This is a genomic window from Vibrio sp. 10N.222.46.A1 (assembly GCF_041473595.1).
In the GTDB taxonomy this organism is placed as follows: Bacteria; Pseudomonadota; Gammaproteobacteria; order Enterobacterales; family Vibrionaceae; genus Vibrio; species Vibrio tasmaniensis_A.
The window spans coordinates 1-574 of record NZ_JBFRSN010001499.1 but is presented as its reverse complement, the minus strand read 5'-3'; the positions used below and the strand labels follow the sequence as shown (position 1 = coordinate 574).

The window sequence follows — 574 nt, the reverse complement described above, 5'->3', positions numbered from 1 at the left end:
TTCTAAAATCTAACTGCTATTTTTCTTCGAAGCGCTTCGCTAAATGATAGAACTCATTCACTTGCTCTTTTAGCTCTGTGGAGTGGTCTTTCACAGAATGTGTTGCAACCAGGTTTTGCTCTGCGGTAGAAGCGATAGACTGCATATGTAGGTTTACTTCGCTCGATAGTTCACGTTGTTTATGAGCAGAGCTTTCAACAGATTGCATCAGTTCATTCATCGATTGCATTAGATTTTCAACTTCAGATAAACGCTCTGCGCTCACCTTCGCAACATCACCACACGCGTCGGTTTGGTCTCTGTTCGCCAGAATATCTTTCTGCCAGCTTTCAATCGTCGCCAGCATGGTATCGATGCTCTCTTTAATCTGAACTGTGGCCTTTGACGTTCGTCCAGATAAAGCACGTACTTCGTCGGCAACAACTGCAAAGCCTCGTCCTTGCTCGCCTGCTCTTGCCGCTTCAATCGCAGCGTTAAGTGCCAACAAGTTAGTTTGTTCAGCGATTCCACCAATCTCTTCCATTATCTTGCTCACGCTTTGCGCTTGATCGCTCAATTGGTAAGTCGTGTGCGT

Annotated in this window: 1 protein-coding gene; it reads right to left on the bottom strand. The window is 45.6% G+C overall.

The genetic code is table 11. From position 1 onward, the window contains the following. Nucleotides 1–16: 16 nt before the first annotated feature. Nucleotides 17–574: methyl-accepting chemotaxis protein (locus AB4496_RS27640; protein WP_372133196.1), on the bottom strand; the 558-nt coding region annotated here is incomplete at its 5' end.